This window comes from Nocardia sp. NPDC049707 (assembly GCF_040674855.1).
GTDB lineage: Bacteria > Actinomycetota > Actinomycetes > Mycobacteriales > Mycobacteriaceae > Nocardia.
In genome coordinates this window covers 146,054-170,688 of record NZ_JBFANN010000005.1, presented here as the reverse complement: position 1 = coordinate 170,688, position 24,635 = coordinate 146,054, and the positions used below count along the sequence as shown (strand labels likewise).

Genomic DNA, 24,635 nt, shown 5'->3' with positions numbered 1-24,635 from the left:
CGATCGAATACTCTGAACATCTGCACATTGATTCGCACGGGAGGAGGATGTAGATGAGAGACCGAGCAGCCGGGGGTATCGATGCCGTCGCCCGCCGCCGGTTTCCTTCCGGGCTGGTGTACCAGGCGGCGCGGCTGTACTACCTGGACAACGCGACTCAGGCCGAGATCGCACACCAGATCGGCACCAGCCGTGCGACCGTGAGTCGTCTCCTCGCCGAGGCGCGCGAGACCGGCATCGTCCAGGTCACAGTCCGTAACCCGGAGAAACGGGCGCTGACCGACCTCGAGCATGATCTCCGCCAGGCGCTTGGACTCACTGCGGCATACGTGGCGCCGGAGTCTCCCGGCGTCGAATTGGGAACGCTGCTCGCTCCCCGCGTCGCCGACGCGCTCACCGAATCACAGCTGCGCCCCGGAGACGCGCTTCTGGTATCAACCGGCGCAACGGTATTCGCAGTCGCACGTCAGAATCTCCCGCCGCTGCCCGGCGTCGTCCTGTGCCCGACAGTCGGCGGTATCGAAGAGCCAGAGGCGCACTACCAGTCGAACGAGATCACGCGGGCGCTGGCGCTGCGGGTCGGCGGAGTCCCCGTCATGCTCTACGCCCCTGCCATGCCGACCCCGACCCTGCACGAGGCGTTGATGAGCGACCCACAGATCCAACGGGTCCAGCAACTGTGGCGGTCGGCGCGCGCCGCACTGCTCGGGATCGGCGCTCCACCGCTGCACCGCTCGTCACTGCCGAGCGTCATCTCGGCGCGGGAGGCAACACTCGAGCACGCCGTCGGCGACATCTGCGCCCGGCCCTACGGACCCGACGGAGCGCCGATCGAGTCCAGCGGATTCGAGCGGCTCATCGCCATCCAGCTCCAGGACCTTCCGCGCATTCCGCACACAATCGGCGTGGCCGTCGGCGAAGACAAGGTGGATTCCATCCTCGTGGCGGCTCGCGCGGGCTACCTGAACACTCTCGTGACCGACAGCCCGACGGCGGAGGGTCTCCTCAGAGCGGCTGCGGTCAGATAGCTGACCGACACGACTCACCCAGGTGGTCGCCGAGGCGGAGGTGGCGCGCCGCGTCAGCTTCGCCCCGGCGCCGCAACCATGTCCTGACAGGCGTCACCAGGTCGCTGCCAGGGTGAACGCGTGAATTATCTTGAAATTTGTTTCCGTCCAGTGGTTGCGATTGAGGCACTCACTGCGCAGGCGCCGGTTGAACGATTCGATATGGCCGTTGTTCCAGGGTGCGCCGGGCGGGATGTACACGATCCCGACCCGATCGACGCAAAACTGTTGCAGCGCATGTGAAATCATCTCCGGACCGTTGTCCGGGCGCAGCACTATCGGTGGGCCACCCCGTGCCCATCCTCTTCTAGCCGATGCGCGGACGAACCGGACCCGAGTTCGGGTCATGCCGTGGACGGCTCCGATGGACCGAGAAGTCCCACTGGTTGCCGGAGATGTCGAGGAAGACGGCGACTAGTCCATAAGGCTCGCGACGGGGCTTGGTCACGAATTCCACTCCCGCAGAGCTCATTCTGCGGAGGTCTCATCGAAATCATCGACGCGGAGGAAGAATCCGACGCGACCGGCCACTTGGTTGCCGATTGCGGGAAGTGTGTCGCGGCGATTATATGGACGCATTTACTCCGCGGTCCGGTCCGCGCACGGGCAGCAAATGTGACGAAGTCCAACCATGGAACGTGATGTAGATCATTGCCCGAGAAAGCGTGGTTGGGCATCGTCTCAATTCGTTTTTGGAAAGAACCTGGTTGGAGATGCCCACAATGACCGACCACGATTTTGCTTACGACCTCACGCTGGATGAGATACGACGGCGCAGCGCCGTCGTCGCGGCGCTCGGTGACGACTGGGATCCGGTCGCGGCGCTCACCGAGGAAGAACTGGCGTACGACATGCTTTACTCGAATCTCGACGATGAGCAGCAGCGGATCTACGAGGAACTCGTCCAGGCCGGGATCCTTCCGGATCGGGCGCAACGTATTGCCGACTGATATGACCGCACACACGCGCTGAGGAGTTCGCCATGTCCTACACAGTGGACTTCAACACCGTATCGACCGTCGGCCTGAAATCGTCGCCGGTCGCGGCGGCGCTAGCTGGTCTGCGAGCGAACGAGGCCCGATACTTCAAGAACAAGTACGGCCACGTCTTCACGGTGGAGCCTGCGAACAACGCCCAGTCGACCATCGACTGGGTGGGCCGGATACTCGAGGATGAACGTGGCATCGTCGTCTCATCCCGCCCGCTCGAGGCTACGGCCTTCCAGGTGGAGAACATTCGCTTCGCATACGTCTTCTACGAGAACGGTCTGTCGATCAATGTGATGTAGCCTTGACAAGCGGGCGGTCGGGTTCAAACTCTCCGAAGGGATGGAAATCCCCACGGAACTCGGCTCGTTCAAGTTCGCGAGGCAGAAGTCGAAGCTGGCAGGAACCATTCGCGGCTCCTACTTCGTCATCAAGAATCAGTACTGACCCTCGGACTGGTGCGACGAGCTCGGGCAAACGAACGAGAGGCAAACGCCAACAGGTCGGACATCCGGTCATGCCGAATATCGCGCTGACGAACCGGCCAGCGAGAGTGGTCGGCGGGCGCGGCTCACCGGCGCTCAGCGGCAGATCTTGTCTGCGACATCGACAAGCACGCCGATTTCGGTGCAGCGCAGCGCTGCTGAGGTCCACAGACCATCGCCGCTACATAGGAGACCAAAGTGTGGACCTCGACAGCCAACTCGCCGAACTTGTCGCACTGCGCGAGCAGGAAAAGATCGGCGCGATCAGACTCAGCGATATCGATCTCGAAGCGTCGGGCTCCCCGCATCCCGAATTAGCCGATTGCATGCTGCCACGGAGCCGCGCGGTAGTTCGGTCGATGAAATCCCACTGATTGACAGGGTCGCACGGCAGAATGTGGCCCATGCGGACATTTGCCCGATTGTTGCAGACTGCCGTCTTCGGGGCGCTGATCGTGGTAGCAGGTCAGGGCGTCGCGGCCGCTCCCGCCGCGAGCGAAGCCCATATCCAGTTGCCCTGGCTGACTCCTGAGCCGAGCGCAGTGCAGGCTTCGGGAGCAGCGCTGGCAGACGGAATCACCGGCACGGTGCTGTGGTCGCGAGAGCCGAACACTCCGGTCCCGATAGCCAGCATCGCGAAGGTGATGACGGCACTGGTCGTGATCAACGCCGGCGACCTCGAACGGACCATTACCGTGCCGCAAGAAAGCATCGCCTACAACACCACATACGGCGGAAGCAACGCAGGCTTGGTCCCCGGCGAGGTGCTCACCGCGCGACAGCTCCTCTACGCGATGATGCTGCCGTCCGGCTGCGACGCCGCCTACACCCTTGCCGAGGCCTACGGGCCCGGCCAAGACGGCTTCATCGCCAAAATGAACGACACCGCGCATCAAATGGGCCTGGCGGGAACACATTTCACCGATCCCAGCGGACTGCCCGCCCCCACCGACTACTCCACGTACTCCACACCGGCGGACCTGGTGGCCCTCGGCCTGCGCGCGATGAGCCTGCCAACGTTCCGCGAGATCGCCGGGTCCCACAGCTATCACCTGCCCGCCGGCCCGGACAACCGCGATCACCTCTGGCAGACCACGAACAGGCTGCTGCGCGACTATCCCGGCACCATCGGCATCAAAACCGGATCCACCGACGCTGCGGGAACCTGCCTGCTGTTCGAGTCGGTCAGGGCAGGAATACCGCTGATCGGTGTGGTCCTGAATAGCTCACCCGACAGCGGCATCGCCGCGAAAGACGACGCCGAGCGCATGTTGAACTGGGCCTACGACCCGATCCTGAGCGCGCTGCGAATCGGTTAGCGCCGAACGCGGCAGGCTGCCCGCGGATCCCGGTGGGCACCAGGACGATTCGCGGCCAGAAGACAACCGTGTCCGTCACCCGCTCGCCAACCTGGCTACAGCCTGCGCATCTGGGCAGACATGCCGCGATCGGGTGGCGAACAGCTCGCCGATCGCGGTCGTCGTGGGCATGGGTACCTCGACCGATATCGATGTCGCCTTCGCTGGTGACGACCTCGTACTGCGGCTGGCCTCTGCCGCCTGTCCAGCTCGGTATGCCGGAACGTCACGGGAGCACCGCAGTTCGGATCTGCGCCGGTATTTCGTGTGGTGTACCGAGCGCCAGCTGATCCCGTTGACGATCACACGACCCGAGATCGAACGCTGCGTCGAATGGATGCGCGAAGTCCGCCGATTCAAACCCTCCACGATCGCCGGCCGCATGGTGACCGTGGCCAGGCTGCTACCGAACCTGCGCCATCGACGGCGTCTTCGGGGGTGTTCTGGCGCGATGGTCCTATATATCGTCGGGCCCCCGTGGGCAGTCGGTTGCGCCTCTGCGCGGGACCGGGAGCCTTTCCTCAGCACTCGCTGATGCCGATGAGCGTGCGTCGACCAGGGGTTTGATCTACCAGTTGTTGATATCTATCGTCTACATGAGGAACGGCAGATCACTTCGCAAGGCTGGTCTGCCCACGGTGGACTGCATTGCGCGGTTCGAAGCCGACCGAGGTTGCCGCCGAAGCAGTCTCCGACGCAACTGGAACAGCAGCCCGGTCGATTCGCCGACGCTTCCGGCACGTCAATAGATTGTCAATAGGGATTAAATGTGATATTAGTCACATATCTTCGGCAACATTCCTGCATATGCGACGAAATACTCGCGCACCTGCGATTTTCTGGAATATCTTCCACTCGAACCCTAGGCATTGTTAACTGATAGTGCGTAAACTGTGACCGAGTTGAAATCAAACATGTGATTGCGGAAGCTGGTAGGCCCTGCGGACGCTCGGTTGAAACGACGCCGGTCCGGCAAGCTACCCGCGAGATCAGCGAGCAGGAGTCCGTAACGGACGCGCAGTCTGCGGGCTTCCCCTCCACACAACACCAGAACTGCTGCATCGGCGAGCCTCAGCGGCTCTCACTCCCGGCGCGTACTGACCGATCACGCTGCCGGACCCGAATCCTCCTCGTTCGAGAAACCGATCGCCAATGTCTTACCGTCGACATTCATCCCACCACCGCCGTCCGCATCGCGAATACATCACCGTCACCCGCACCACGGCCGCGATACCCGTGCCCGCACCTGCCGATGGACCGCACCGGTTTCACTCGCGCGAAGCAGGAGGTGACGAGGTTGCCAACGAGTCATTGCCCGCAGCGAACACCGGCGACAGGCGACTCAACCTCTGGCGAGCCGAGCACACGATCTAGAAGCACAGATTCCGAGAACAAGATCACTGACAGTCACCAAAGGAGCTGGCCATGCACAAGAAGGTCGAAGAAGCACTACATCAGGATTTCAATCGCTGGACCGAACTGGTCGACCGCGCCGCACACGCGGAGAACGAAGTCGAGCGGGAGAAACCCGCTTTGGCTGCGGTGGAGCTGGAAATGAAGTGGACCCGCACCGCCGCCGAGGACTGGCGAACACTGCACAACCACTGGTGGGAAAGAATCGACCGGCTGCGGGCAAGTGTGACCGTCTGAAATACGGTCCGCTTCGAGTCAGAGCGCCGAATCGAACCGCGCGAGTGAGCGGTCGAGGCCACTACGAGCTCGAGCAGTCCTTTAACCGGTGGGGTGTCAGGGCGGTGTGCACCGGGGTCGCCGTGTCGCACATGCAACCCGAGAGCTCGACGAGCACCGCACAGCCGACGCGCGACAGCGTATTCGGATGCCGAGCGCGCCCGATCAAGGTCGCCTCGCGCTGGCCAAGTCGATCTCGTGCGGCATGGCTGCCCAATCGGTTCCGATCCTCTACTGGGAAGAACAATGCACAAAGATGACTACGCGACTACGAATAGATTCTGCTCACGATGCGGTACAGCGCTGCTATCGGAAATGGATCGGCGCCGCCGCCTACACATGCACTGTCTCGCGTCGGAGATATATTCCGCTGCGCGAATGACCACCGCCGATTGGAAAGCGGTGGCCGGTTGGCTCGATCCGCGCCGATCCCGTGCAATGGGACAGGTGGGGTCTGAATAGTCACCCGCGTCCGGACTGAACGTAACTGGTCAGGCCGTTAGTTTGTTTCCTGGTGTTTTCGTGGAGCGGATGACGGGATTCGAACCCTGTTTTGGCGCTGCACGATTCGCCTGGTCAATAGGCTGAGCGATAGCGGACGCCACGACACCCGATAGGCAGAGGATCGATTGCGGTGTGGGTTGACGGCGGCACGTAGCGTGGAAAGAGAGTTGGCTCAGTGGAGGTCGTTACCTCGACCGAGCCGGAAGTGGTGGTTCAACCAGAATGACCACTCGTTGGGAATTCCTTTCCGAAGATGTTCCGATACAGCTCACCGGATCTCCGACGTTCACCGGTTATAAGACTTCCTTTCCCGTCAGCAGCCGAGTCGATCTCGACGAGCACATCTGTCAGCACCCGGCGGCCAGCCTCAAGTCTGCCTGACTGGATCAATGCCTCAGCTAGTTGTCTACCAAGATCGAACCTGCGCATACTTTGCGTTCGACGTGCATTCGCATATGCACCTTCGAGATAGATGCTCGCGTCGACGGGGCGCTTTTCCCGCAGAAGAACGCGGGCGATCGACACCTGAGTGTTGATAATGGCGGACGAACTAGCACCGAGTCGGGTATGAAGTTCGAGTACTCTCTCGAGCGTTTCGACGTCGCCTCTGGATTCCGCTGCAGCGGTTGCAGACCCAAGCAGACCGAGAGCAGGCACGCCCATCGATGCGTCGCTATTTCCTTCTGCCCTAGATTCGATGTCCCGAATGAGGGCAAGGAAGACATCGTACTCGACCGAAGTAAGATCGGTAGGCGCGTATGATATCGGCGACTCCATAGCATCTGCCAAAACAGCATTCGATATTTCTACCCGATTGGTGTACTCTCGAGCCGACCGGACGGTAGAGATGGTCTCTTCTGTGACTTCAGCATCCAAGAATGCATTGGCTGACCGAAGAAATCCGTCCAACGTAGTTTGATGGTAGGGCTGCCCGGCCTCTTTTGCCATCTCGGCAATCATCTCTGATCGTGGACCTATCGTCCGCCCGTGAACTTTGATATAGAAGTCTTCCTTCACGTCATCGGTGACGAATAGTATTCGCCTCTTGGTCGTTTTTGCATGCTCAATAAGCTCGAACCAGATCAAACAGTCGCCCGACGGGTCCGGTTTGTTCTTGACATCCATATAGCCTGGCGGCACTTCGTTTTCGATGCGGGTTTTGGCGTCTGCTCGACGCGCGGATTCGACCTCAGCCGACGGCGGACGACCCGTGTTTGACTCGTCAATCAAGCTGTCCAGAGCGTCACGGACGGGGTCGTTGTTCTTGACATCATCGAACCCGATCGTGTGAGTGGAGCGAATAGACTTGAATTCATCCTTCATTTTCGACTGATGCTTCTCTGCCAGAGCGATCAGGTCGCTCTGCGCGTCCTCGAACTGCCGCTGTATAGTGTTCCGGATCTCGCGATCCCGTACTCGCTTTCCAGCTTTTGAAGAGTACTCACCCAGAGATGCGCGAGCCGACTCAATTACACTCTGCATCACAGCTTCCGGCATCGTTTCGATTGCATCGAAGTCGGCGTTTACGCTCCACGCAACACTGAGCCGGTTCCGCTGATATTCATAGGCGACCTGATAAGGAATCCAGAGCCGGTCAGCGATCTTACCTAGCACCTCGAGAATCTGATTACGCTGAGCGCCGTTCACTCGGTACAGCGACAGGAGGACGTTCGCGTCCAGAGCGATCGTGCCGTTCTTGTAGAACTCCGCGAGTTCGTCAGAACTGGGTCCATACCACTCATTGAGTATTGTCTTCATTTCGATGCCCAATCTGATGACCAGGAGCCTATGGATCAAATAGATCCTTATCGACAGCGTACGAGAGTATTCATCAGGATGCCACAGGTGCCCTGTCCCACTCTTTGCCGGACACTAGTCCGGGCACGTAGAAGTCCGGGTCGAGGACAATTTCGGATTCATTCCATGCCGTTTCAGGAACCGAGATAAGCGCAGACTTTTCCCATTTGAAGTGGGCCGTATCTGGCGGCACGAACCACTGCAACGTCTCGTGCGACAGCTCTCGGATCGTGCTGACATGAGTCGTTCCTATCGTGTCGACCGAGAATGCGTTGTTCTGAAAAACGAGTTGCACGAGTCGCCAGCGGCTTCCGCGGCTCAGGGATGTTTCGAATTCATTTCGGGTGATGTGAAAGGAGTTTGATGTGGCAAGACTAGCCGCCTTGGCTTCTATACAGTCGACGTCGCGACCCGGGACTTCGATGTCGTAGCCATAGGCGTCGCTGAGTTTGGCGAGATGAATAGGTTGCCGACCCTCGTAAGCCAAGGCGGCCATCAGGAGAAGCTCAGCGGCGTCTCCGATCGCTTTTGCAGCGCGGTCGGCATGCTGTGGCTTGGTGTCAGCCCAAGCCCTGATCAGGACCTGATCGAGCTGCGGTTCCAGCCACTGCAAAGCTTTGAGATCCTCGGTGGGGATGAATTCGCGCTCTACGCGGTCTCCGCTCACCGCCATATACAGCCAGAACGGCGGGCGAGCGCCAAGCAACACCTGCGCGATGTGAACCATCGCGCGTCCATCGGGAATGTGTGCCGCTGCGACCAATCGCGGTGAGATCTGTACGTGACTGTCTAGACGTGCCAATCCGCAGTCGATGAGATAGTTAGCGTAGGTCTCCATATCGACAGTTGACGCCAGATGCGAACCGTGGGTGTTGCGTGCCGTGCGCACCCAGTCATCGACCGTGAGCCTCGGGGTCAATCCAGCAACATGGGTCAGTAGCAATGCGCTGTATGCGGCACCGTGTCTGGGCAGCAATTCATCGTCCTGTCTGCAACATGGACAAAACCGCGGCGATGTCGTCGTCAGTCCCTGGCCGCTCACGGGCACCCGTATCCGGTTCGGGTAGAGCTACTTTCACAAGGCCGGGGTCCGCCATCAACTTCGCCAGAGCGCGTACCTTTTCGCGGAGGCGCCCGTCGACCAGCTCGTCGATGGTTCCGTGACTGAGCAGCAGAGTGAACCTGGTGATGGTGTGATCTGCCAGACCGAGCCGGTGGATGCGGTCCTGGCTTTGCAGGAAATGCCCAGCGTTGAAGGTTCTATCGAGATAGACCGCATGGTGGCACCAGTGATGCAGACTGACGCCCTCACCGCACGCCGCGGGGTTGGCAAGCAGGACATGGCAATTCGGATCGTTGCGGAACCGGTCGAACTCGATATCACGTGTCACTTCGCCAGGTTTTGCCGTGTCAGAGTATGGAACTCCGCCGTGGACCAGCGCTGGCTGGTGCGATTGCAGGCGTGCAGCAAGTAGCTTCAGATTGCGAACAAACGACGACCAGACAATGACCTTCTCCCCCTTACGAGCAGCAGCATCGACGATCGCAGCCACTTGGTCGTATTTCCAGGGTACTTCGAGTTCCCGATAGCGGAGCAATAGGTCGGCGACCGCTTCATTGCCCTTGATCTCCAAGGGCGGGTGCTCGAAGCCTTCTTGGTCATCTTCGTCCGACCCTGCTGTCAGCAGCATCGGGTTCGTCGCAGCTTCCAGCAGGTACATGGCGATCCGCCCAAGGCGGTCGAACTTACGTCTATCTTGCGTGTCGAGCCTAAATTGTCCCCGATATTGGCCGAGAAGTGAGTCGTAGATCGCCTGCTGAATTGGCATCATCGGCTCTACAACAACATCAAACACTGTAGGAGGTAGGCCAAGTTTCGTCTTCGGTGTCCGCACGAAGTACTTGGCGATGGCAGCGCTGGCTGCTCTGACTACGTCGTCGTCTCTGCTCGCCTTTTCGTTATAGACTAGTTCCGGAAGGATTTCCTGGTCTTGCCCCGGATAAAGGAATCTGACCGGCGCGATGAGGTCGAAAGCGCCTTGCGGTGCCGGGGTACCTGTAAGAACGTCACGGCGGCGCGCCGCGTATGCCAGGTCGAGCACTGCTCGGCCGTGAACGCCCTGCTCCCCGCGTTTGATCCGATGAGCTTCATCGAGGACCACTTGGGTGGGCTTGGTCGCCACGTAATGTCGGATTCGGTCGTAGTCAGCAGCGACCCTGTTGTAGTTCGTCAGTAAGATGTCGGTGTCATCAGGGATCAGCGATCCGCTGCCTGCATGGACTACAACGCTTGGTACGGGGTTGATACAGGCTGCCGAGTCCTCCTTCCATGCTTGGAACGACGCGATCGGCCCGATCACCAGCAGCCGCTGAACGGAGCCCCGCGCTCTGTTCAGGGTGTAGTTGGCCAGGGCGACCGTAGTTTTTCCTGCACCGGGCACTGAAAAGTCCGCCCCGTGCGGCATTCGAAGCACGGACGCGAGGTTCTCCAGTTGGAAGGACATCAGTTGCCGCCTGAACCCAGCGCGTTCGAGTTCGGCTTGCAGATCGGAGTCGGGGAGGTTGATCGGCCTAGCCATGGCGGTTTCGCGGTCGCGGCGATCACGTGACAGGGTACGAAGTTGCGCAGTAAGCACGGGACCGAAGTCGAAGGTCTCGCTGAATAGCAGGCGCACCTCTTGAAGCACTTTCAGTTCTGCGAAGAACACATCGGCGCGGATCTGTGATGTGCTCGCAGTTCCGCCTACGATTCCTCTCGATAGCGCTTCCTGCAGGCGCGCCCACGCGCCGAATTTCGTGTCCGCTCTCTTTTCCAAAGCGACAACCGGACGTCCATCCTGCTCGAACTCGGCAAAAATCACGGTGTCACCGAATTTTAGAGATGAGTTCATCGAGCCGGGCGACTCGTTCAACGAGAGCGCTTTCGTCCCATTCTGCGAATGCACGGGCTTTAGCAAGCGTGGCCACCACACGCTCTAACTCTGCGATGGCCTTGTCGGCGCGGGTAAGCGGAGCTTGTAGCGCGGAATGGTCACGCTCTTCCTCTTTGGCTTCTTCCGCCGCAGCCGAGATGGAGGTTCCGATGCTTGTCAGCACCTCCTGTACCTGGACGCGGTCACCGTTGTCTAGCGCGACGCTTGCCTCTGGTCGCTTCTGCGCGACGAATGCGAGGAGGTCATGCAGAGGCGAGATCTGCTCGCTGTTGCCGAGAAGGTCATCAAGCAGGTCATCGGATGTCATCGACGCAGATGCTTCGGCCGCATCGAGAATCGGCCTCATCGCTGCGTCGTCGACGATCTCATTTCGGACGAGCGCCGCTGCGTCCGACCGCCTCAAGTGACGGAGCTTTCGATACGGCGTGCCGGTCAGCGCGCCGAGGAAGTACACGGCTCGAACAGAGTCGGCCTCTTTCTGCGGCTTGTTTTTGATGTGTTTGGCAAGTTCGTCGAAGACCGACTCGTTCTCAACAAAGTCCAGGTGCAATCGCGTGCCCCCAGACAATTCCACAAGCTGATGCAGTTGCTGAAGCTTGTCGTACATACCGCGTACGTCCGCGACTGTGCGGTGCATTCGGTTCGCTACGTGGTCCCAATTTTTGTCGGCCCGGTCATAGAGCTCCTCTATGAGTATGGCCTCGTTCACCCAGGAGTAGTTCTCTTTCAAGCTGTTGGCAACCTGCAGCTCTGCCTCCAGGTCCACAAGTTCGTCTGTCGTGGCGTCCCGAGGAAGCACCAAGCAGCTGACGTACTTCGCCGAGAGTTCTCCCTCGATCCAGAGCGAGCGTAAGGCGGCAGTGCGTCGGTTGCCGTTGATCAGGATGCCATCTGCGGTGACGATCGCCGGGTCTTGCTGACCGCGCGCCTTGATGTCCCTCTTCAGCTCATCGAATCCTGATTGGCCGCACAGGATCCGGTACTGAGCTGCCTGCGCATCGGGCCCCATCGGGTCAGTGGTGAACAGGTCTTCGCGACCGACAGCACGCTTTTCGCGTTCCTGCTCAGCGCGGGTGCGGTGATTGGAGACCGAGAACTTGACCCAGGTGGTCTCAAGTTCGGCCTGTGGCAGGTCCTTGTCGCTCCTCGGCCACGCTGGCACCCGCACGGTGTTGGTCTTGGTGCGTGCCTTCAGGAATGCTGTGCGGTCTGGGTCGAGAGTATGCAGCATGGCGTCAGCTCCTGAAGGTGGTGGCGCGGCCGGACCCAAACCGCGATGTGATGGTGGTTCGCACCGCGCCATGGCGTCGCTGAAATCCGACGTGCCCGGTGAACTGGCTTACCTGCGCGGGAGCAATGCCGAATGCTTGCAGGAGTATGGAGGGAAAGATTCGTGTCACCTCGCCGTTCCAGTTCCAGGCTGAGGCGTCGTCGTCTCGATCTGGCATGACGTAAACGCACGGGGGCGGAACATCCTGAGTTCCAACGCGAAGCGTGAATACGCTCTTGGGGCAGGGGCGTTGCTTTGTTCCGCAAAGGTGGTTGTGGAAGATGACTCCCGACAGTGTGTCGGGACGAGGACCGAAGAACTCGCCGAGGAGCCGTTTGACGCCCTTATCGATGTGCTCGCCAGGCTGGTAGCGCATGCTGTCGCACAACCACCACAGGTACGTTTCGCGCGCCCAGTCCGGCGCCTTCCATCGGACGCTGCTGTGGGCGCCGTCGGGGCATCCCTTCTGGATGATAGCAACGTCGCCGAAGCCAGCGACGGTAAGTCGATACACAGTGTCCGAGCCATACTTTGGTCGCTCAACGCGCTCGACGTGCCCTCCGTCGGCCAACGCCTGTAAAAGGTCGAACAAGAACGCCTTTCGTTCCGACACACTTGCGCTCTGGCGGCCGCGGAGCTGCTCGATCGCAGCAGGCAACGCCACGCGATACTCGTCCTGCGTCAGGCCGTACTTATTGAGTACGGCCTGATCGTCCGCTAGACCCTGGATGAGTTTGGTGACACTGTCGACAACCCCTGCCGGCGGTGCGCCCGCATGCTGACATGGTGCGGCCAACTCAGCGTCCACTCATCCACCCTTGTCTCCCGATGGCGGCACTCAGCACCGACTTCGGTTGTGCAGGTTAGCAACCCAAGTCGGAACCATGGCCGCAACAAACTTTGCCATCACAACCTACCCCTATGCACCGACATTGACCTTCGCGGATTGGATGTCCGCTACCCCGCACATATCGAACCGTATTCGACCACAGAGGTATCGACAAGCGCGCACTGCAACTACCAGCCCCGCCTGCCCACCCTCCTGGGAACTGCCGTCGGTGCCGCTAATCGAGGCGGCTGCGCCGAGAGTGGTGTGGGCGTAGGGTTTCCAGTTCGACTCCACCACGGACGGGCGAGCGGTGAAGATCGCGTCGATGGTCGACGAGCACACCCGCGAATCGTTGCTGCATCTGGTGGAACGCTCGATCACTGCCAAGCGCCTCGTGGCCGAACTCGAGCGGGTGTTCGACGTCCGCGGTGCGCCGAAGATGCTGCGGCTCGTCAACAGTACGGAGATGATTTCCCAAGCGCTGCAACGGTTCTGCGGTGACTAAGGTAGGGATCGCCTACATCGCGCCGGGCACGCCATGGAACCAAGCGGTCGCGTCGGATCAACAAGCTGACCACGATCGGATTGGCCCTGGCCGGCCGAGCCGAAGCACGCTTGGCGCAGCGGCTCGGATTGTCGGCCAGCCGGGACGCGCTGCTGCGACTGGTCCGTGGAGTACCAGATCCACCGGTCGGCGCGGTAAAAGTGCTGGGTGTAGATGATTTCGCCGAGCGGATTCAATATCTTTAGAGGCGACGGTTGAGGAGATCGCGTTCCTCGAGCTCGGCGAAGGCGCCCGCCGCTGGCTGACCGAAGCCTCCGCGTCCGGGGTGTCACGGATCCAGTCGAAGATGACTCGCGCCCTGAAGTTGGCCGCGGTGACCGGGCCGGAAGCGGTCGACGAAGCGTTGGGGGTGGCCGCGGTCGCGGGCCGTTTCGACGACGGCGATCTCGCCTCGATCCTTGATCACCTCGCCAAGTTCTCCGGTCTGGCCGAGGTGGTGCGCGCCGACGAGGCGCATTCGGTCCAGTCCGGGACCGCTGGTTGGGGGAGGTTCGGCGCATGAGTTCCCCGAAAGCCCCAGTGCTGCCGGAAGAGTTGGGCAAGATCTGCCGCCGGATGCGGCTGCCCTCCCTGCGCAAGGCCGCGCCCGACGTGCTCGCCACCGCCCGTGCTCAACGCTGAGATCCGGCCGAGGTGTTGCGGGTGCTGCTGGCTGAAGAGGTCACCGGCCGTGATTCGGCGACGCGACGTCAGCGCCGCAAGACCGCGAATTTCCCCACCGGCAAAACGTTCTCGTCCTGGCTGCCGGAGGAATCGACAATCCCCGAAGTCACCCAGAACGCATTGTCCACACTGAAATGGGTTGGCAGGCACGAGAATCTGGTGGTCGCCGGAACCTCCGGCACCGGCAAGAGCCACTTCGTCGAAGCGCTCGCGCACTCGGCGATCGAGAAGGACCTGCGGGTCTCCTGGTTCACCTCGAATCCCTCGCGGCCACCATCGGCAAGGCCAAAGCCGACGGATCGATCGCCCGCGCGGTCGCCCGCATCTGCTCTTGCGACCTGATCGTCTGTGACGACATCGGCATGCTGCCCGTCGGCCCGGAGGCCGCCGAGGCGTTCTACCGCGTGATCGACCGCATGTGAGAGGCGTTCCATTGCGGTGGCCAGCAATATTCATCCGTCCGGATTCGACACGATCATGCCCAAGACTTTGGCCACTGCGGCAGTGGATCGGCTCCTTCATCACGCACATCTCGTGCTGACAAAGGGTGATTCGCACCGCCTAGCCGAAGCCCTCGCCGGCAAAGGAGTGATGCCGTTGGCCTAAGAACTCATCCGGAGAACTGATGTCCATCAGCCCGGAGATCTGCTGTCCGCCCAGCTGGACCCGTTAGGTCCACCCGCCCGGAGATCCCGATGACCGTTGACAATCACTATCGACTACCAGGTTCATACTCTGCACTCACCAGTCCCGCCGCGTATGTAGCGCTCAGCTGCGAAGCGGAAAGGTCCAGCGAATCTCCGAAGCGACTTCAGCATAATCGTATAGCCGATCAAGCAGATCATTGATGGAGCTGAGCTTGAACAGGCGGCATCCGTTCACGACCTGCGCGTCGCTCTTATTCAGCGCGATATCGAACGTCGGCATGCTCGCAAGCGCAGCGTTGTCCCAGTGCGCCGACTCCGCGGTGTTCCGTTTACGCTCACGCTCGATGCCGTCGCGCCGCTGTTCGATGCCGGCCCTGTCCTCGGTCTCACCGGTGTACCCGCTGACTCGCATCGTGCGACCGTTCATCGTCACGATGGTGTCGGCCTTCAGCTTCCAGTCCGCCCGTGGATCGTAAAGCACGATACCGGCTTTCGCGTGATCCTCAAGCGCCTCAACCAGACACACATACAGGTATGTCTCCGCCATGCCCGCCTCATACCAGACACCCACGCGCTGAATCATCCCGTCACGCAGATCACCCGTGAAGTACCGCTGGAAGCGATCCGACGGGTGGTCGACGGTGTATGCCTTCTCGCACTGATTGAGGAACTTCTCGAAAGAGAACAATTGGTAGCCGGTGCTGTGGCCATACAGGCAGAGTGCATCGAACAGCGCACGCCATGCTGGGAATTCTCCCTCGGAGGAGTTCGGGCGCGGCCAGGCGCGCGGGTCCCTTGTGTCGTTTGGCGTGAACTCAGGCACTCTCATCAGCTCTTGCCGAAAACGGCGTTCGAACATGTCGACGGACATTGGCTGGCGTTCACCCCAGATCGGTCTCGAGATCCCTGGCAACCTGAACTCGCCAGGGCGTGTCACTACTCGACCGGACAGGTGCAAGCCCGGGAGCATCACTCGACAAATATGTAGTCGAGCTGCCCTTTGTAGCGCGAGTTGTGCCACGCGCCAAAGCATCCCACAGCACACCGACATGTCATTCGGCATGCAGACCGTTGGGCATCGAGCTGAACCACCCGCGCCTGGTCGCCACGGATGCCGATCGAGATCTGCACCCGGATCGACTGCCGGAGGCACACCTGCCTGGCTCAGACAGTCCCGTTGCCGCGCGACCGGCAGGTCCCCTAGTAAACGGTCGCCCGCTCTGTTGAGGCCTGGCTTGCCAGCACATGGCCCGTGGTCATGTCGGAACCGCGAGCGGTGCGCAGACTCACGTCGATCGCCGACCAAGATCAAGATCAAGAATCCATGCGGTTCCGTGGCATGCCCACGCTGGAAGGGTTGCGCAGGTAGCGGGATTTCATCGGGCCGAGCCGCGGCACACTCGCGAAGGTTGTTGGTGCCACCGGCCCGGAGACGGTTGGGCACGGATGGAGCCTTCCTTGAGGTGACTCCGGAAGGGACACAACGGCTATTGAACGCAGGGCGCGAGGCGTCGACGAAGCATGCGCCCACGCCGTCGAGCATCTCCGCGAGCCAGCCGACGTACCCCGTTTCATCAAGTAAGGGCGTGAATCTGCTGAGGCACAGACGAACTCGCCTCAAGACTGATTCCCGGACAACCATGCCATTCTGTGTGCACCGCGCGAAGGCAACTACGCCCTCGCCTCCGCGGACGACCGCGACGACCTCGGGCTGGTTGCGCTGAATTCGTGTTGGGCAGTCGTGCGTCGTTTCGCGCACTGAAGCGTCGCACGCCCGACAAGTTCATCGAATCCTCGGAGGTAGCATATGGTTTTGCTAGTGTGGAGGATGCACCCATTGAGTCCTACGCTCTGCACGGTCCGGCCTCCGGCACCCCGCCGGTGCGATCGTATGCGCCCGCTGTAAAGCATCGTCAGCGGTCGTCGACCGAATCGTCTTGTACGGATTTTGTTCTTGTCTCCGGCATCCTTCGGCGCGAAGACACTGCTTCGTACACTCTGCGCGCCGCGAGCGTCGGATGTTCGTGTTCCCAGATTCGGACCACGTCCCAACCCGCCTCGACGAGTCGGCGATCAGTGTCCATGTCGCGCGCGCGATTTCTCGCCACCTTCTCCGCCCAATAGGCAGCGTTGCGCGCCGCAACAGTGTGATGCTCAGGGCAGCCGTGCCAGAAACAGCCGTCGAGGAAGACTGCGACTTTCGGCCCTTTGAAGACCAGGTCGGCGGTACGGCGCAATTCAGGCAGTGGCCGAGCCGCGACGCGATAGCGAAGACCGAGCGCGTGCACGGCGCGCCGAAGCTCCAACTCCGGGCGGGTGTCTCGGCTGCGGTTAGCCCGCATACTGGCGCGCACCCCCGGTGAGGATGCCCACGATTCCGTGCCTGATCCCACGTAATACACCATAGGACGCCCTCGCGGAGCGCCGCGTGGCATAGCCTCACTTCGCCGGAGGATCGCCTAAGATCGACTCGTGACTTCCGCGCTTGATCTTGGTCTTTTTCCAGCTGTCCCCAGCTCTCCAATCCAGGCGCGGAAGCGAATCGTTAGCGCGACGGCGGTGAAAAGCACTACGACGGAGTTCGCGGTCGGAGAGTTCTTCGCTGGCATCGGATTGGCGCGACTCGGCCTAGAGCAAGCACGGAACACGGTCTTCAAAGTCACATGGGCCAACGATCTCGACTCCGACAAGCACGGCATGTACATCGGCCACTTCGAGGACGATGACGCGCACTACCACCTCGACGACATCCGATTGGTCGCCGAGAACATGGAAGCCGCCCGAGTGCCGACCGACCTGAGTCTGGCTTGGGCGTCCTTCCCGTGCACGGACCTGTCCTTGGCGGGCGGTCGACAAGGCCTGGCCGGACAGCACTCCGGCACCTTCTGGAACTTCGCCGATGTGCTGGAGCGACTCGGCGGCGACCGCCCTCCCGTCGTCGCGATCGAGAACGTCAACGGCTTCGCCACCAGTCACCGCGGCGAGGACATCAAGGCGGCGGTACTCCGTCTGAACGAACTCGACTACTCCGTCGACGTCGTCACCCTCGACGCACGCCGCTGGGTGCCCCAATCGCGTCCCAGACTTTTCTTGATCGCCGTGCGTCCCCCACTGCTGCGCGACGTCAAGCAGGACGAGCGCCGCGATACCGTGCTGCGCCCCCGCTGGCTCGATCCGGTGCTCGACTCCGGCCTGCGCACACACCGCGCCGCAATGCCCGAACCTCCCGCAATGCTCGCAGAGGGCTGGACGGGCCTCGTCGACGACGACGATGCCGCCGAAGTGGAATGGTGGGACAACGTGCGTACAGCGAAGTTCCGCAGCGAACTGTCCACTGTACAAATGGCGCGAGTCACGGCACTCGGCGAAAAGTCAAAAGGCCGACCCCAATACCGCACAGCCTATCGCCGCACCCGAAATGGCAAACCCGCATGGGAAATCCGCGCCGACGACATAGCGGGCTGCCTGCGCACCGCACGCGGCGGATCGTCCAAGCAGGCGGTCGTACGAATTCAACGAGGACATCTCAAAGTACGCTGGATGACGGCCCGGGAGTACGCCAAGCTCATGGGGGCGCCCGCGTACCGGCTGCCCGACAGCCGGAACCAGTCGATCATGGGCTTCGGCGACGCGGTCTGCGTGAACGCAGTGCAGTGGCTAGCCGAGGAGTATCTAGGCCCCCTGCTCACCGGAGAGCTCGCCCGCTGAACCGGGCACCGCACGGTCGCCGAGAACGACTAGTCGACCATCAAGACTTCAGATCGACAGTTTCATGTAGAGGGACGTGGCACGGCATGGTCAGGCCGAACGGGCACGAAGATTCCACGCAAGTCAGCAAGATCGCGGAGACGATTATCGATGCGATCACGCCCTGGTACGAAGGCAACCGGAACAGCAAAGCCAGTGTGGATTCCAACGTGATGTGCGCCGGGCTCTACATCACCGAATTCCTGGCCGAAGCATATCCGTTGACATCTCAGGTCTACGCGGCCGACACTCAGGTGAAGGGGGCCAGCGGAGCCAAGGCGAAGGCCATCCTCGCCGATCACGACGAGAAGCGGAAGTTCACCAGGGAAGGCGGCCGCACTTCCCGGAAGACCATCCGCCACGCTGAGAAGCTCGCCGACGTCGTCAACAGCGCAGGCGCGAGGGCCCGTATAAACGACCTGGCCTCTTTCGAACGACACGCCGTGGCACGGCTGCTGCAAGCATGGTTCGTCGTTCGCGTCCGGGACGACTACTTCGGTCGACAGAAGATCAACGCCGAGATCGACCCCTCGTGGTCGATACGGGCGGTCGTCGCTAGCCTGATCGCAGCCGGTCGCGAGCGCGGCGGCAACACAGCGGGTGCCATCGTCCAGCACCTGGTCGGCGCGAAACTTCAGATCCGTTTTCCCGACGAAGAGATCAACATCGAGAGCTACACCACCGCTGATAAACAAACCGGACGCGCTGGCGACTACCAGATCGGCCACACCGCCATCCACGTCACCATGGCACCGAGCATCGCGGTCTTCCAGGGACGTTGTGCCGACAACATCCGCCAAGGCTTTCGACCGCGTGTACTGGTCCCGAAAGACCAACTCGGCAGAGCAGAAGTCCACGCAGAGGACGCCGGGATCGCGAACAAGGTCGCGATCCAGTCCATCGAGGATTTCATCGGAACTAACATCGAAGAGGTCGCCAGCTTCCGCCAAGACCACGTGCGCACCGAGCTGCGGCGACTCCTCGACCTCTACAATCACCGCATCGAAACGGCCGAGGCCGACCTGTCACTCAAAGTCGAGATCCCCGAGCACCTCTGACATAACCCTCGCTGAGCAGCAATGGCTTGGTACTCTCCGAACATGGGCACGGTCGCCATTGCGGCCCTCAGAACTGCACTGGAACAGTCGTGGTCGGTGGATACAAGTGCAGCCTCGGGCTGGACGGAAGCCAACCGCGCAAAGGGACAGTGCGCTGTCACTGCGTGTGTGGTCCAGGACTACCTCGGTGGCGAGATTCTCAATACGACTGCCACCCTGCCCAGTGGTGAAACAGTCTCGCATTATTTCAATTTCGTCGATAACGGCATCCTCGACCTCACCCGGCAGCAGTTCCCGGATACGACGCGGTTTTCTAAGCCCAAACCGAAACGGAAAGGCTTCGCATCAACCCGCGAGTTTTGCCTGTCGTACGAGAGCACGAGACAAAGATATGCACTGCTGAATAGACGAGTTGCTAGATACCTTCACGTGAAGGACTAGTCAGCGGGCCGTCCACATCCCAAGGAAGTCCCTGGCCTCAGGAACCGATGAATACGGTCGCAGATCATCAGCGATCTCGTGAAGTGTTCTTTGAAGGCGGGTCGACGCGACCTTGGCGATGTCTTCGAAGTTATCGGTCAACACGACACATCCGTCGGCAACGTCTGCGGCCCGAATGAAGTTCTGCGCCAAACGGATCTGCCAGGCAGTACGTTCACGGGGATAGACCGCCGTGCCGTCGATGGCCGCCTGCAGATAGGCCGTCGCTGGCTGGTGCTTGCCGAGGCGCATGAAGGCCAGCCCGGTCAAACCACTGAGCTGTGCTTCAGGCAGATGCGCCAGATAGGCAGGATCCTGCCCTCTGGTCGAGTCGTACGCGCGGTGCGCCCGACTTACCGCTGCCTCCATGGCGGCGCGATCGCCAATCGCGCTGTGCGCTTCGGCCTCGCGAATGGCTGCCAGCGCCCGCAGCTTCGGGCCACCCTGCCTCCTAGCCGCGAGCTGCGCGGCCTCAGCCAACTGGACCCCTTCTCTGGGCCGCGAACCCTCCCGGTATGACAACAGGCAGGCATTGATCCAAGCGTGAGCAGCAGCGGTACCCTCACCCGCAGCCGTAGCAGCCTGAACGGCATCGGCATAGTAACGTCTGGCGTCGCCCCAGCGGCCGGCGTCGTAGTGGACCCATCCTGCAGCAGTCATCATCTCGGCGCCAGCGCCGGTCAGGGCCTTACCGACCTCGTCGCTGTAGCTACCCAAATCCAGCAGCTGTTCGACATACCGCACTTCGTTGGCAGCAACCTCGCACAACCGATCACCACCAGCTATCAGCTGAAGCTCGTGAATCTGATTGACGCTCTTGGAGATTCGCTCGACGTCCGTTTGGCCAACCCTGACTCCTGTGGAAACCGCCGGAGGGATCAGTCGTCTATCTGCCGCCATAGTAGTACCAACTCCGACCGCCCCCGATTTGAAAAATTGACGTCGGTTCACCTCCGCCTCCTCATCCGACTCCACCACCAGTATGGCGAGTGGCACCTGCAGAGCTTTAGCCACACGGCGGAGAACGCGCAGATCATAAACGGCCGGGCCATCATGCTCAAGCTGCGAGACAGCGGGCTGCGTGAAGTGCAGGAGTGCGCCGAGTTCCGCCTGTGTCATACCGATGGATTTGCGTATCCGCCGGATCGTCTCACCGGTCGTCATGTGCATCGTCGGGCTCCCGCTACATCATGTTGCGTTCATGGTTAATGGCGGATCGACATTGACTATCAAGCGTTTTCACGCCGGTACGGACTTTATACCGATTTCCGTATGTTTTAAAACGATTCCCAATTTGAGCGGGAATAGCCGGTTTTGCGGCCATACGGTCAGCTCTGGTACCCGGCACCGGGCCGACGCCGAACCCCTTGTCCGGCGCATCGACCCGCCAGAGTGGCAGGCCGGTGGCGAAAGCCCCCGGTGCCGGGCACCTCCAATCGAGCCCGCCGACCAGGAGATACCGAAACGATGGCCACCGCCAATTCCCTTGCCATGTACCAGCTCATCGCCCTCTGCGACGCTGCGGCGCACGCCGCACCGATGGTGCGGTTAACTACTGCCCAAGCCCACGAAGTCGTTCAGATCCATATGGCCTGCCGGGCCAAGAACTGCCCGCGCAAAGCATCCGCGCTCGACACGCTGGTCGAATCCGGCCAGATGGTGCTGTCCACGAGTAAGCCGCGGTGATCGGCTGTGACCAGCACGCATGAGAACGACGCACGGCAGGATCGTCCCCCGAACGCCCAGGGCCACACGCCAAATGAGACGACCCCGACATGGGCGCCGGTGACGGCGTTGTCGTCGAGTGAGGTACTGCCGGCGTCCTTCGCCGGACTACCGCAGCTGCATAGCAGTGACATCGTCTACGCGGCGGTCGATCTGGTGGCCTACCAGCGAAAACACCGACAGGCGCTGCTCACCCTGATCGACGAGCGGATCGGCCATCAAGAACTGAAACAGGGTGCCTCGCACCTGGTTTTGGCGCGGGAGGATATCGAAATCCTGATCGCCGTCATCGACGATACGGTCGACCACCGCAGACAACAGCCGGCGATCGCACCACCCTCGGCCCCCCACCAGTCCCGATCAGCGGCGGGCCGGAGGGCACTCCGGTCATGGTCGTGCAGACCGAAAGCATCGGGGCGTTGGTGGCACCGATGACTGATCTCTGGGGATTGGTGCTCGCGACGGTGGCGACCGATGAGGAGCCGTCCGAGGCAACCCGGTTGGCGCAGCTGTGCCAGGGCTACGACTGTCTGGTGGCCGCGATCGAATCCGACCAGCAACTGGTGCTCGGGCGGTGATCGGTGATGGCACCGCTTCGGCCCGTCCGACAACCCCTTTCACCGCGTCGCATCCGCCACATTCATATCGAATCCGGTGCGCTGAAGCTGGATTTCGCTGCCTCGGCCGAGCAAGCCGCCGACGTCGCCGCCGAACTGGCCCAAGGCTTTCCAGAGGTTACCGTCACGGTCGATAACGACGTGGCTGCCGACCTACCACCGCTGCCATGTGCGGCGCTGTGGGACTGACGTTCCTCACTCATCGGGCGCAACCGCCGCGCGGACGATCCACACTCGAAATCTGAAGGGCCACTGCCTCATGCCACTGCACCGCCAACCGACGGGCCACGTCGTGTTGGGCACCTCCCCGAGCACGCCAGCCTCCTTTTCACCGCCACCCGTCGAGGCCCGACCCGATCAGCCGCTGCACGATGCCGGTCTCTTCCTGCGGGTCTTCGCCGGGGCAGAAGAACCGACGACAGTCATGCTGCGCTGCGCCCATCAGTACATCGGCATCCAGCGCGTGATCTACGAACACCGCCGCAATGTTCCTGACGTCGTCCAGGAACAGCTGTCGATTCTGACCGAACTGATCGACCACGAAGCCGAAGGACATACGAAGGACATCACAGTCCAGCCCGGCGCTCCAACCGCTCGTTCGTCGTACGCCGAAATGGTGAATTGGCTGGCCGGGAGATACTTGCTCTACACCCTGCGCCGAAATGATCCCGAGCACGGCGAACATGATGCGTACATACTGTCCTGCCACATCAAGGCATTCGACCAGCTGGTCGCTGACGTCAGGGCTGGAGGAGTTCGACTGCCAGACAAAGCCACCGACGCTCTGCCACCCCGGACGGTACGACCGGATGGCACCGAAGATTTGCCCGGGCAACCCCCTACCGCGGCTCGCAGCAGTGACACCGCTCCCAACCACACAGAGCAGTGACGATGCCAGATCCGCCACATCGCAAGGAGTTCGTCGCGGCGGACGGCACGTTGGCCGAGCGCTGGTGTCATGTCCATCTCATGGAGCTGACCATCGCACGGGCAATGGAGCTGCAGCGCATCCACGCAACGCACCGGCCCGACGACTGCTTCGTACACCTCCAGGTCGCGGTATTCCTTGTGAAAGCAAACGACGCCTGACCTTCGCCCCACCTCCGCCGTGCATCTCCACCGCTTCTCACAGGGTCGCCGCGCGATGCGCTCCCTTCCGCTTGCTCGCGCTCGCCCCTCACCTTGAAACGGTTTCCCCACCTCATGCCAGATACACATCAACGCCGCAGCGGACCCTGCCCCGGACCTACGGCCGATGGCGACCGCCACATCACCCCGCAACCGATGCGTCGACACCGCAGCAGATCAGCGAGCTAGAGCAGCGTCTCTGGGACAGACTCCGTGAGGATCTTCGCCTCGCCCAGCCCATCGAAACGGAAATCAAGTCCAAGCCACCAACATTCGAGCATGGACTGCGTCAAAAGCCCTGATCGAGTCGGCTCTGCCGACACCGTAACCTGGGATATGACAGAACGAGTGCGCTAATTTGAACTGAAGGTCACCCGTTCGACTTCCCGTTTGCTCGAAGCGGCATTTATGTCCGCTGCGGCAGGCCAATAACGTCGGATCCGTGGAGCGGAATTTTCGATCGGCCGAAGAGCTCGCGGCCGCATTGCGTGCCGGTGACGTAACCTCGGTGGAACTCACCGACGAAGCGATCGGCCGTATCGAGCGGGACGACAAGTTGATCAACGCGATCTGTGTGCGGACCTGGTTGAACGCCGTTATCGGCAGTGAGGAGCCCATGAACGGTTCGATATTGATGTCGATGTGGCGGATGTAGTCGCGGCGGGTGCGCTCCTCGAAACCGGTCAGGCGCGCGGTGTACTTGCGCAACCACTAGACCAGCGTCATGCAGCCGACCGCACTGCCGAGCTGGATCTCCCGGATCCGGCGCGCCTCGGCGACCCCGACCACCTCAGCCAGCTACACCAGCGCGCGGCGGCCTCGAAGGCGTCGAAGGTTTCCGCCGACGACCGGTCTCGTCGTACTACTGGAACGGAACCTGCCAGGCGATCGACCCGTTGCTACGGGGTCGCGGGCGGGGTGTGAGCTTGAAGCCTCCAGAGCTCGTGGGTGCCCTGAGACCTGCTGTTTTCATGGAGCGGATGACGGGATTCGAACCCGCGACCCTCACCTTGGCAAGGTGATGCGCTACCAGCTGCGCTACATCCGCACGCGCTTCGTTGTGGTCTGGGAGTGCCGCAACGTCGTG

26 protein-coding genes, 1 tRNA gene and 3 pseudogenes are annotated in these 24,635 nt (G+C 61.4%); 17 read left to right on the top strand and 13 right to left on the bottom strand.

Annotated elements, in window-relative coordinates; genetic code table 11:
• Nucleotides 1-53: 53 nt before the first annotated feature.
• Nucleotides 54-1,028, top strand: a complete 975-nt coding sequence (locus tag AB0J29_RS07910; protein ID WP_364781045.1) for a sugar-binding domain-containing protein — start codon at nt 54-56, stop codon at nt 1,026-1,028.
• Nucleotides 1,029-1,184: 156 nt separating this feature from the next.
• On the opposite strand, the pseudogene AB0J29_RS07905 reads toward AB0J29_RS07910, so the two are convergent.
• Both AB0J29_RS07905 and AB0J29_RS07900 read right to left on the bottom strand, forming a co-directional pair.
• Nucleotides 1,185-1,340 (bottom strand): annotated as a pseudogene (locus tag AB0J29_RS07905) (integrase core domain-containing protein); the annotation flags it as partial.
• A 34-nt stretch (nt 1,341-1,374) separates the two neighbouring features.
• Nucleotides 1,375-1,539 (bottom strand): hypothetical protein, encoded by a 165-nt coding sequence (locus tag AB0J29_RS07900; protein WP_364781042.1) that lies wholly within the window; start codon nt 1,537-1,539, stop codon nt 1,375-1,377.
• Nucleotides 1,540-1,780: 241 nt separating this feature from the next.
• On the opposite strand from AB0J29_RS07900, the gene AB0J29_RS07895 reads away from it, so the two are divergent.
• The 5 genes and pseudogenes from AB0J29_RS07895 (at nt 1,781) to AB0J29_RS07875 (ending at nt 5,546) form a co-directional block, all read left to right on the top strand.
• Nucleotides 1,781-2,017 (top strand): DUF6400 family protein, encoded by a 237-nt coding sequence (locus AB0J29_RS07895; RefSeq protein ID WP_364781039.1) that lies wholly within the window; start codon nt 1,781-1,783, stop codon nt 2,015-2,017.
• A 32-nt stretch (nt 2,018-2,049) separates the two neighbouring features.
• Complete coding sequence (locus tag AB0J29_RS07890) at nt 2,050-2,355, top strand: hypothetical protein (protein ID WP_364781036.1); 306 nt, start codon at nt 2,050-2,052, stop codon at nt 2,353-2,355.
• A gap of 371 nt (nt 2,356-2,726) precedes the next feature.
• A pseudogene (locus tag AB0J29_RS07885) lies at nt 2,727-2,828 on the top strand (aldo/keto reductase); the annotation flags it as partial.
• A 114-nt stretch (nt 2,829-2,942) separates the two neighbouring features.
• Nucleotides 2,943-3,857: a serine hydrolase gene (locus AB0J29_RS07880; protein WP_364781033.1), complete on the top strand. Its 915-nt coding sequence runs from the start codon at nt 2,943-2,945 to the stop codon at nt 3,855-3,857.
• A 1,464-nt stretch (nt 3,858-5,321) separates the two neighbouring features.
• Complete coding sequence (locus AB0J29_RS07875) at nt 5,322-5,546, top strand: hypothetical protein (protein WP_364781030.1); 225 nt, start codon at nt 5,322-5,324, stop codon at nt 5,544-5,546.
• Nucleotides 5,547-6,302: 756 nt separating this feature from the next.
• On the opposite strand, the gene AB0J29_RS07870 is transcribed toward AB0J29_RS07875, so the two are convergent.
• The 5 genes from AB0J29_RS07870 to AB0J29_RS07850 all read right to left on the bottom strand — a co-directional run bounded on the left by AB0J29_RS07870 (nt 6,303) and on the right by AB0J29_RS07850 (nt 12,897).
• Nucleotides 6,303-7,847: a PIN-like domain-containing protein gene (locus AB0J29_RS07870; RefSeq protein WP_364781027.1), complete on the bottom strand. Its 1,545-nt coding sequence runs from the start codon at nt 7,845-7,847 to the stop codon at nt 6,303-6,305.
• Between the two features lie 73 nt (nt 7,848-7,920).
• Complete coding sequence (locus AB0J29_RS07865) at nt 7,921-8,724, bottom strand: DUF3883 domain-containing protein (protein ID WP_364781024.1); 804 nt, start codon at nt 8,722-8,724, stop codon at nt 7,921-7,923.
• A 139-nt stretch (nt 8,725-8,863) separates the two neighbouring features.
• Nucleotides 8,864-10,747 carry a DEAD/DEAH box helicase gene (locus tag AB0J29_RS07860; RefSeq protein WP_364781021.1) on the bottom strand — a complete coding sequence of 628 codons (1,884 nt, stop codon included), beginning with the start codon at nt 10,745-10,747 and terminating at the stop codon, nt 8,864-8,866.
• A 4-nt stretch (nt 10,748-10,751) separates the two neighbouring features.
• A complete protein-coding gene (locus AB0J29_RS07855; RefSeq protein WP_364781018.1) occupies nt 10,752-12,050 on the bottom strand; it encodes a ParB N-terminal domain-containing protein in 1,299 nt (432 codons plus the stop codon).
• A gap of 4 nt (nt 12,051-12,054) precedes the next feature.
• Entirely contained in the window at nt 12,055-12,897 is an 843-nt protein-coding gene (locus tag AB0J29_RS07850) for a hypothetical protein (RefSeq protein ID WP_364781015.1), read from the bottom strand.
• Between the two features lie 331 nt (nt 12,898-13,228).
• On the opposite strand from AB0J29_RS07850, the gene AB0J29_RS07845 reads away from it, so the two are divergent.
• From AB0J29_RS07845 to AB0J29_RS07835, 3 genes and pseudogenes are all read left to right on the top strand, one after another.
• Complete coding sequence (locus AB0J29_RS07845) at nt 13,229-13,423, top strand: transposase family protein (RefSeq protein ID WP_364781012.1); 195 nt, start codon at nt 13,229-13,231, stop codon at nt 13,421-13,423.
• 346 nt (nt 13,424-13,769) lie between these two features.
• Nucleotides 13,770-13,985: a hypothetical protein gene (locus tag AB0J29_RS07840; protein ID WP_364781009.1), complete on the top strand. Its 216-nt coding sequence runs from the start codon at nt 13,770-13,772 to the stop codon at nt 13,983-13,985.
• A pseudogene (locus tag AB0J29_RS07835) lies at nt 13,982-14,752 on the top strand (ATP-binding protein). Before AB0J29_RS07840 ends, AB0J29_RS07835 begins: the two are co-directional and overlap by 4 nt.
• A 162-nt stretch (nt 14,753-14,914) precedes the next feature.
• On the opposite strand, the gene AB0J29_RS07830 reads toward AB0J29_RS07835, so the two are convergent.
• Nucleotides 14,915-15,664 carry a hypothetical protein gene (locus AB0J29_RS07830; protein ID WP_364781006.1) on the bottom strand — a complete coding sequence of 250 codons (750 nt, stop codon included), beginning with the start codon at nt 15,662-15,664 and terminating at the stop codon, nt 14,915-14,917.
• 1,042 nt (nt 15,665-16,706) lie between these two features.
• Entirely contained in the window at nt 16,707-17,135 is a 429-nt protein-coding gene (locus AB0J29_RS07825; protein ID WP_364781213.1) for a very short patch repair endonuclease, read from the bottom strand.
• Between the two features lie 217 nt (nt 17,136-17,352).
• On the opposite strand from AB0J29_RS07825, the gene dcm reads away from it, so the two are divergent.
• From dcm to AB0J29_RS07810, 3 genes are all read left to right on the top strand, one after another.
• On the top strand, nt 17,353-18,501 hold the full coding sequence (dcm, locus tag AB0J29_RS07820; RefSeq protein WP_364781003.1) for a DNA (cytosine-5-)-methyltransferase: 1,149 nt from the start codon (nt 17,353-17,355) through the stop codon (nt 18,499-18,501).
• 86 nt (nt 18,502-18,587) lie between these two features.
• Nucleotides 18,588-19,598, top strand: a complete 1,011-nt coding sequence (locus AB0J29_RS07815; protein WP_364781210.1) for a DUF4928 family protein — start codon at nt 18,588-18,590, stop codon at nt 19,596-19,598.
• 42 nt (nt 19,599-19,640) lie between these two features.
• On the top strand, nt 19,641-20,039 hold the full coding sequence (locus AB0J29_RS07810) for a hypothetical protein (RefSeq protein WP_364781000.1): 399 nt from the start codon (nt 19,641-19,643) through the stop codon (nt 20,037-20,039).
• Here AB0J29_RS07810 and AB0J29_RS07805 read toward each other — a convergent pair whose 3' ends face one another.
• Nucleotides 20,040-21,248 carry a helix-turn-helix transcriptional regulator gene (locus AB0J29_RS07805; protein WP_364780997.1) on the bottom strand — a complete coding sequence of 403 codons (1,209 nt, stop codon included), beginning with the start codon at nt 21,246-21,248 and terminating at the stop codon, nt 20,040-20,042.
• Between the two features lie 297 nt (nt 21,249-21,545).
• On the opposite strand from AB0J29_RS07805, the gene AB0J29_RS07800 reads away from it, so the two are divergent.
• A complete protein-coding gene (locus tag AB0J29_RS07800) occupies nt 21,546-21,764 on the top strand; it encodes a hypothetical protein (RefSeq protein ID WP_364780994.1) in 219 nt (72 codons plus the stop codon).
• Nucleotides 21,765-21,911: 147 nt separating this feature from the next.
• On the opposite strand, the gene AB0J29_RS07795 is transcribed toward AB0J29_RS07800, so the two are convergent.
• Entirely contained in the window at nt 21,912-22,121 is a 210-nt protein-coding gene (locus AB0J29_RS07795; protein ID WP_364780991.1) for a hypothetical protein, read from the bottom strand.
• Nucleotides 22,122-22,234: 113 nt separating this feature from the next.
• Between AB0J29_RS07795 and AB0J29_RS07790 the strand changes: the two genes are divergently transcribed.
• Together AB0J29_RS07790 and AB0J29_RS07785 are read left to right on the top strand one after the other, a co-directional pair.
• A complete protein-coding gene (locus tag AB0J29_RS07790; protein WP_364780988.1) occupies nt 22,235-22,381 on the top strand; it encodes a hypothetical protein in 147 nt (48 codons plus the stop codon).
• Nucleotides 22,382-22,387: 6 nt separating this feature from the next.
• A complete protein-coding gene (locus tag AB0J29_RS07785; protein WP_364780985.1) occupies nt 22,388-22,609 on the top strand; it encodes a hypothetical protein in 222 nt (73 codons plus the stop codon).
• Nucleotides 22,610-22,748: 139 nt separating this feature from the next.
• On the opposite strand, the gene AB0J29_RS07780 is transcribed toward AB0J29_RS07785, so the two are convergent.
• Nucleotides 22,749-23,255 (bottom strand): hypothetical protein, encoded by a 507-nt coding sequence (locus tag AB0J29_RS07780; RefSeq protein ID WP_364780982.1) that lies wholly within the window; start codon nt 23,253-23,255, stop codon nt 22,749-22,751.
• Between the two features lie 56 nt (nt 23,256-23,311).
• On the opposite strand from AB0J29_RS07780, the gene AB0J29_RS07775 reads away from it, so the two are divergent.
• Nucleotides 23,312-23,509: a hypothetical protein gene (locus AB0J29_RS07775; RefSeq protein ID WP_364780979.1), complete on the top strand. Its 198-nt coding sequence runs from the start codon at nt 23,312-23,314 to the stop codon at nt 23,507-23,509.
• A 481-nt stretch (nt 23,510-23,990) separates the two neighbouring features.
• Nucleotides 23,991-24,203 (top strand): hypothetical protein, encoded by a 213-nt coding sequence (locus tag AB0J29_RS07770; protein ID WP_364780976.1) that lies wholly within the window; start codon nt 23,991-23,993, stop codon nt 24,201-24,203.
• Nucleotides 24,204-24,520: 317 nt separating this feature from the next.
• Here the strand turns inward: AB0J29_RS07770 and AB0J29_RS07765 are convergent.
• A tRNA-Gly gene (locus AB0J29_RS07765) sits at nt 24,521-24,596 on the bottom strand.
• Between the last annotated feature and the right edge of the window lie 39 nt (nt 24,597-24,635).

Excerpts from the sequence above, each read along its gene's own strand:
- AB0J29_RS07910 (WP_364781045.1), top strand. The coding sequence starts at position 54 with ATGAGAGACCGAGCAGCCGGGGGTATCGATGCCGTCGCCCGCCGCCGG.
- AB0J29_RS07900 (WP_364781042.1), bottom strand. The coding sequence starts at position 1,539 with ATGAGCTCTGCGGGAGTGGAATTCGTGACCAAGCCCCGTCGCGAGCCT.
- AB0J29_RS07895 (WP_364781039.1), top strand. The coding sequence starts at position 1,781 with ATGCCCACAATGACCGACCACGATTTTGCTTACGACCTCACGCTGGAT.
- AB0J29_RS07890 (WP_364781036.1), top strand. The coding sequence starts at position 2,050 with ATGTCCTACACAGTGGACTTCAACACCGTATCGACCGTCGGCCTGAAA.
- AB0J29_RS07880 (WP_364781033.1), top strand. The coding sequence starts at position 2,943 with ATGCGGACATTTGCCCGATTGTTGCAGACTGCCGTCTTCGGGGCGCTG.
- AB0J29_RS07875 (WP_364781030.1), top strand. The coding sequence starts at position 5,322 with ATGCACAAGAAGGTCGAAGAAGCACTACATCAGGATTTCAATCGCTGG.
- AB0J29_RS07870 (WP_364781027.1), bottom strand. The coding sequence starts at position 7,847 with ATGAAGACAATACTCAATGAGTGGTATGGACCCAGTTCTGACGAACTC.
- AB0J29_RS07865 (WP_364781024.1), bottom strand. The coding sequence starts at position 8,724 with ATGGAGACCTACGCTAACTATCTCATCGACTGCGGATTGGCACGTCTA.
- AB0J29_RS07855 (WP_364781018.1), bottom strand. The coding sequence starts at position 12,050 with ATGCTGCATACTCTCGACCCAGACCGCACAGCATTCCTGAAGGCACGC.
- AB0J29_RS07840 (WP_364781009.1), top strand. The coding sequence starts at position 13,770 with ATGACTCGCGCCCTGAAGTTGGCCGCGGTGACCGGGCCGGAAGCGGTC.
- AB0J29_RS07830 (WP_364781006.1), bottom strand. The coding sequence starts at position 15,664 with ATGTCCGTCGACATGTTCGAACGCCGTTTTCGGCAAGAGCTGATGAGA.
- AB0J29_RS07825 (WP_364781213.1), bottom strand. The coding sequence starts at position 17,135 with ATGCGGGCTAACCGCAGCCGAGACACCCGCCCGGAGTTGGAGCTTCGG.
- AB0J29_RS07815 (WP_364781210.1), top strand. The coding sequence starts at position 18,588 with ATGGTCAGGCCGAACGGGCACGAAGATTCCACGCAAGTCAGCAAGATC.
- AB0J29_RS07810 (WP_364781000.1), top strand. The coding sequence starts at position 19,641 with ATGGGCACGGTCGCCATTGCGGCCCTCAGAACTGCACTGGAACAGTCG.
- AB0J29_RS07805 (WP_364780997.1), bottom strand. The coding sequence starts at position 21,248 with ATGCACATGACGACCGGTGAGACGATCCGGCGGATACGCAAATCCATC.
- AB0J29_RS07800 (WP_364780994.1), top strand. The coding sequence starts at position 21,546 with ATGGCCACCGCCAATTCCCTTGCCATGTACCAGCTCATCGCCCTCTGC.
- AB0J29_RS07790 (WP_364780988.1), top strand. The coding sequence starts at position 22,235 with ATGACTGATCTCTGGGGATTGGTGCTCGCGACGGTGGCGACCGATGAG.
- AB0J29_RS07785 (WP_364780985.1), top strand. The coding sequence starts at position 22,388 with ATGGCACCGCTTCGGCCCGTCCGACAACCCCTTTCACCGCGTCGCATC.
- AB0J29_RS07775 (WP_364780979.1), top strand. The coding sequence starts at position 23,312 with ATGCCAGATCCGCCACATCGCAAGGAGTTCGTCGCGGCGGACGGCACG.